This window comes from Streptomyces sp. (assembly GCF_035563135.1).
Taxonomy (GTDB): Bacteria; Actinomycetota; Actinomycetes; order Streptomycetales; family Streptomycetaceae; genus Streptomyces.
Genome location: NZ_DATMVN010000323.1, coordinates 1 through 4,985 on the forward strand (window position 1 = coordinate 1; position 4,985 = coordinate 4,985).

The 4,985-nt window shown below is 72.3% G+C and carries 5 protein-coding genes and 1 pseudogene; 4 read left to right on the top strand and 2 right to left on the bottom strand.

Annotated elements, in window-relative coordinates; genetic code table 11:
- Positions 1-371 precede the first annotated feature (371 nt).
- Positions 372-1,268 carry a hypothetical protein gene (locus tag VN520_RS14105; RefSeq protein ID WP_325747247.1) on the bottom strand — a complete coding sequence of 299 codons (897 nt, stop codon included), beginning with the start codon at positions 1,266-1,268 and terminating at the stop codon, positions 372-374.
- 62 nt (positions 1,269-1,330) lie between these two features.
- Between VN520_RS14105 and dapE the strand changes: the two genes are divergently transcribed.
- Both dapE and VN520_RS14115 read left to right on the top strand, forming a co-directional pair.
- On the top strand, positions 1,331-2,410 hold the full coding sequence (gene dapE / locus VN520_RS14110; protein ID WP_325747248.1) for a succinyl-diaminopimelate desuccinylase: 1,080 nt from the start codon (positions 1,331-1,333) through the stop codon (positions 2,408-2,410).
- A gap of 85 nt (positions 2,411-2,495) precedes the next feature.
- Positions 2,496-3,281, top strand: coding sequence for a TIGR00730 family Rossman fold protein (locus tag VN520_RS14115; RefSeq protein ID WP_325747249.1), 786 nt, complete (start codon positions 2,496-2,498; stop codon positions 3,279-3,281).
- 239 nt (positions 3,282-3,520) lie between these two features.
- Here the strand turns inward: VN520_RS14115 and folP are convergent, their stop codons facing one another.
- Positions 3,521-4,393, bottom strand: coding sequence for a dihydropteroate synthase (gene folP / locus VN520_RS14120; RefSeq protein WP_325747250.1), 873 nt, complete (start codon positions 4,391-4,393; stop codon positions 3,521-3,523).
- A 91-nt stretch (positions 4,394-4,484) separates the two neighbouring features.
- On the opposite strand from folP, the gene VN520_RS14125 reads away from it, so the two are divergent.
- Both VN520_RS14125 and VN520_RS14130 read left to right on the top strand, forming a co-directional pair.
- Complete coding sequence (locus tag VN520_RS14125) at positions 4,485-4,877, top strand: DivIVA domain-containing protein (protein WP_325747251.1); 393 nt, start codon at positions 4,485-4,487, stop codon at positions 4,875-4,877.
- Positions 4,874-4,985: pseudogene (locus tag VN520_RS14130) on the top strand (DNA-3-methyladenine glycosylase I); the annotation flags it as partial. The gene VN520_RS14125 and the pseudogene VN520_RS14130, both read left to right, overlap by 4 nt.

Consider the following 4,985-nt stretch of genomic DNA (forward strand, 5'->3'; position numbering starts at 1 on the left):
GGGCCGTGCCTGCGGCGATCAGCAGCGCGGCGCGGGCGATCCTGCGGGACAGGGGGAGGGACATGATGCTCCTTCAGCGGGACGTCAACGGTTCGCGGCGGATGTGGAATCCGCCTGTCCGGTGATCGGACGCACTGAACAACCGGTCCGGGGGCAGGGAAAGTTGCGGGGCACCAAGGTAAAGAATGGGCAATGCGTCGGATAATCCGCAACGGAGGAACCCGGGCGAACAGGGCATTCGACGGACGGCTGATGAACCGTCACTTCCCTTTGCGGGCAAGCAGGACCGGACAGGCGGCACGCGTGCGGAGCGGTCGGCCGGGGGGAGGCTTCGGCGGAGGCCGTACGGCCCGTACGGATGACGGGCCGTACTACTGAGCGAGCCGCATCCGGACCGTTGTGGCGCCCGATTCCTTGCGTTCCGTCCGCCAGCCCGTGTCCGGGGTCCACACCCGGCCCGCGTACGAGACCTCCTCGATCCGCAGGGGGCCGGCCTGCGCGACAGCCCAGTGGGCGAGCTCCCAGCCGCGCCGGGGCGCGGTGCCGTCCTCCACCGGCACGGGGACCGACACCGTGCCCGCCGCGGATGCGCCCGCCGACGAGGTGGAGGGCAGGACGTCCTTCCCGAAGGCGCGCGCGAGGCCGGACCGCACCTCGGCCGCGTCCCCGGGGCCCCCGGCGGCCGCCGACGGCAGCGAGCAGGTCAACGACGCCGGGGCGCGTCCGGTCAGCGCGGCTGCCAGCAGTGCGGCATCGGGCTCGTGCTTGGCGTACGCCTGCGGGAACCCGCTCTTCTGCACCCGCTGGGCCGCGACCGTCAGCGGCAGCCGCGAGTACCCGGGGACCTCGGCGAGGTGCTCGTAGAACTCTCCGGACGAGTAGACCGGGTCCATGATCTGCTCGGGCGTCCCCCACCCCTGCGAGGGACGCTGCTGGAAGAGGCCGAGCGAGTCCCGGTCACCGTGGTCGATGTTGCGCAGCCCGGATTCCTGCAGCGCGGTCGCCAGCGCGATGGTCACCGCCCGTTCCGGCAGCCCCCGCGTGGTGCCCACGGCGGAGATCGTGGCGGCGTTGGCGGCCTGGGCGGGGCTCAGCTCGTACGTACGCCCCTCGCTCCCGTCGGCTGCGCCCACGGTGCAGCGGGGCGCACCGCGGTTGCCGGAGAGGTACTGCACGGCCAGGTAACCGGCCAGGGCCACGAGTACGGCGAAGGCGGCCGCGACACGGAAGAGGCGGCTGCGACGGGGAGAAGAGCTGGTCCGAGGCACGGGGCCCACCGTACTGGAGGGTACGGCCGGGCCGGGGACCCAAGTCGCTTAGGCTCGTGGCCATGGATGGACACTCGCTCGACCTCACCCTGGACGGCCCGGAGCTCACTGCCCGGCTGGTCGACTTCCCCTCGGTCAGCGGACAGGAGAAGGAGCTCGCCGACGCCGTCGAGGCGGCCCTGCGCCCGCTGCCGCACCTGACCGTGAACCGTCACGGAAACAACATCGTGGCCAGGACGCAGCTGGGCCGTGCCGAGCGTGTCGTCCTGGCGGGGCACATCGACACCGTCCCGATCGCGGACAACGTGCCCTCCAGGCTCGATGACGACGGTGTGCTGTGGGGGTGCGGGACCTCCGACATGAAGTCGGGCGTCGCCGTCCAGCTGCGGATCGCGGCGACCGTGCCGGAGCCCAACCGCGACCTCACCTTCATCTTCTACGACAACGAAGAGGTCGCCGCCCACCTCAACGGCCTCGGTCAGGTGGCCGAGGCGCACCCCGAGTGGCTCGACGCGGACTTCGCCGTCCTCCTGGAGGGATCCAACGGCGAGGTCGAGGGCGGCTGCCAGGGCACGATCCGGGTCCACCTGCGCTTCCAGGGCGAGAGGTCCCACTCCGCACGCGGCTGGATGGGGTCCAACGCGATCCACGCCGCCGCTCCGGCGCTGGCCCGGCTGGCCGCGTACGAGCCGCGCCGGCCGGTCATCGACGGGCTGGAGTACCGGGAAGGGCTCAACGCCGTGGGCATCGAGGGCGGCGTCGCCACCAACGTCATCCCGGACGCCTGCACGCTGGTCGTCAACTACCGGTACGCCCCCGACCTCACGCCCGAGCAGGCCGAGGCGCACGTCCAGGAGGTCTTCGCCGGCTGCGGTGTCGCCGAGTTCGTCGTGGACGACCACTCCGGCGCCGCGATGCCCGGTCTCTCCCACCCCGCGGCCAAGGCCTTCATGGAGGCGGTCGGCGGCATCGCGCTGCCCAAGTTCGGCTGGACGGACGTGTCCCGCTTCGGCTCCCTGGGCATCCCCGCGGTGAACTACGGTCCCGGCGACCCGCTGTACGCCCACAAGCGGGACGAGCACGTGCGGGTGGAGAGGATCACGCACTGCGAGGAGCGTCTCCGCTCCTGGCTCACCAGCTGACTCACGGCATTCCCCTGCGCTTAACCTCCGCCGATCTACGCTGAGGCGACACACGCACATCGCAGGTCGGCGGAGGGAGCAGGTCATGGGCAACCCGGAGGACGCACGGATCCCCGAGGGCGCGCAGATTCCCGAGGGTGCGGTGAAACCCGAGGAACAGCGGCTGGGCCCGGTGCTGCGCCGCAGGGACCAGGTCCAGCCGGGCACGACCGACCAGCGGCTGCTGGACACCGAGGGCGACTCCGAGTGGGTCCACACCGACCCCTGGCGGGTCATGCGCATCCAGTCGGAGTTCGTGGAGGGCTTCGGCGCGCTGGCGGAACTGCCCAGCGCCATCAGCGTCTTCGGCTCCGCCCGCACCCCGGCGGGCGGACCGGACTACGAGGCGGGCGTACAGATCGGGAAGGCGCTGGTCGAGGCGGGGTTCGCCGTCATCACGGGTGGCGGTCCCGGGGCGATGGAGGCGGCGAACAAGGGGGCCAGGGAGGCGAACGGCGTCTCCGTCGGACTCGGCATCGAGCTCCCCTTCGAGTCCGGGCTGAATCCACATGTCGACATCGGCGTCAACTTCCGCTACTTCTTCGTCCGCAAGACGATGTTCGTGAAGTACGCACAGGGCTTCGTCGTCCTGCCCGGGGGTCTGGGCACGCTGGACGAGCTCTTCGAGGCACTCACCCTGGTGCAGACGGGCAAGGTGACCCGCTTCCCGATCGTCCTGTTCGGTACGGCGTACTGGAGCGGCCTGGTGGACTGGCTGCGGGACACGGTGGTCGCGGGGGGCAAGGCGTCCGAGCGGGACCTGATGCTGTTCCACGTCACGGACGACGTGGACGAGGCGGTCCGGCTGGTGACGAAGGAGGTCGGCCGCTAGCGCCGCACAGGCGGCGCCCGCCCCGTCGCGGCGCCCGCCCCGTCGCGGCGCCCGGCATGCCCTCCCGCCGTACCGGCCGAAGGCCCGAGCGCGTCCCGTACGAGGGCTTCCGGCCGGTACGGGCGGGACCACGTGCCGGGGCGCTGCTCCTCACGAGGGGCGAGCGCCGCCTTCCGCGGCACCAGGCCGTCCCTGCCCGCCCGCGCCCGGCGTACCCGTCGGGAGGAGGACGGCGGGATCTACGCCAGGCCCCGTCGTGCGACCGCCGGCGGCCGGTGGCCCGCGAGGGAAGCCACCATGTCCAGGACCTGCCGGGTCTCGGCGACCTCGTGCACCCGGTACACCTGCGCCCCCAGCCACGCCGACACGGCCGTCGTCGCGAGCGTGCCGATCACACGCTCCTTGACCGGTTTGTCGAGCGTCTCCCCGACGAAGTCCTTGTTGGACAGGGAGACCAGCACCGGCCAGCCCGTGGCCGTCATCTCGTCCAGCCGGCGCGTCGCCTCCAGCGAGTGCCGGGTGTTCTTCCCGAAGTCATGACCCGGATCGATCATGATCCCGTCGGGCCTGACCCCCAGCTCCACGGCCCGCTCGGCGAGACCCAGGGTCACCCGCAGGATGTCCGCCATCACGTCGTCGTAGGCGATCCGGTGCGGCCGGGTACGGGGCTGCGCGCCGCCCGCGTGCGTGCACACGAGTCCCGCTCCGTACCGCGCGGCCACCTCCGCCAGCTTCGGGTCGACGCCGCCCCACGCGTCGTTCAGCAGGTCCGCCCCCGCCTCGCAGACGGCTTCGCCCACGTCGTGCCGCCAGGTGTCCACGCTGATCACGACGTCCGGGTGGCGCCGGCGCACCTCGGACACGAAACCGACCGTGCGGCGCGCCTCCTCCTGGGCCGTCACCTCCTCACCGGGACCGGCCTTCACCCCGCCGATGTCGATGATCGCGGCGCCCTCCGCGACGGCCTGCTCGACCCGGGAGAGGGCGGGCTCGTCATGGAAGGTCGCCCCCTGGTCGTAGAAGGAATCGGGGGTCCGGTTCACGATCGCCATGATCACCGGCTCGTGCGGCCCGAACTCCCGCCGCCCCAGCCTGAGCGCCCCGCTTCGCATTCCTGGTTCCTCCCTGTAGCCCGCCTGCGACCCTAACGGCCGGTGGCTCATGGCACGATCTGACCTGGACAGGTATTCCGCTCCCCGGGAGATGCACGTGTTCTGGTTCTTGCTGCTCACGATGGCCGTGGTCGTGGCCGCGGTCACCCTGGCGGTGGTCGGCGGAGGCGGAAGCGCGGTACTGCAGGACGTCGAGCCCGAGCGGCTCACCGATCCGCTGCCCGCGAACCGTCCTGTGGGCCGCGCCGACGTCGAGGCCATGCGGCTGCCCATGGCCGTGCGCGGCTACCGCATGGCGGACGTGGACGAGGCCCTCGGCAGGCTCGGTGCCGAGCTCGCCGAGCGGGACGCCCACATCGCCGAACTGGAGTCGGCGCTCGCCGGCGCCCAGGCGACCGCCGTGAACGGCCCCGACCTGTTCAAGCGGCCCGGCGAGCAGCCCGGGGCCGAGGACGGCCCGCGGAGCGGGGAGGCCGGTCGGTGAGCGGCGCCGAACCGGCGGCCGACGGGCGCCCGCGCTGCCCGTGGGGCCTGTCCACGGAGGACTACCTCGCCTATCACGACACCGAGTGGGGCCGCCCCGTCCACGGTG

Excerpts from the sequence above, each read along its gene's own strand:
- folP (WP_325747250.1), bottom strand. The coding sequence starts at position 4,393 with ATGCGAAGCGGGGCGCTCAGGCTGGGGCGGCGGGAGTTCGGGCCGCAC.
- dapE (WP_325747248.1), top strand. The coding sequence starts at position 1,331 with ATGGATGGACACTCGCTCGACCTCACCCTGGACGGCCCGGAGCTCACT.
- VN520_RS14115 (WP_325747249.1), top strand. The coding sequence starts at position 2,496 with ATGGGCAACCCGGAGGACGCACGGATCCCCGAGGGCGCGCAGATTCCC.
- VN520_RS14125 (WP_325747251.1), top strand. The coding sequence starts at position 4,485 with ATGCACGTGTTCTGGTTCTTGCTGCTCACGATGGCCGTGGTCGTGGCC.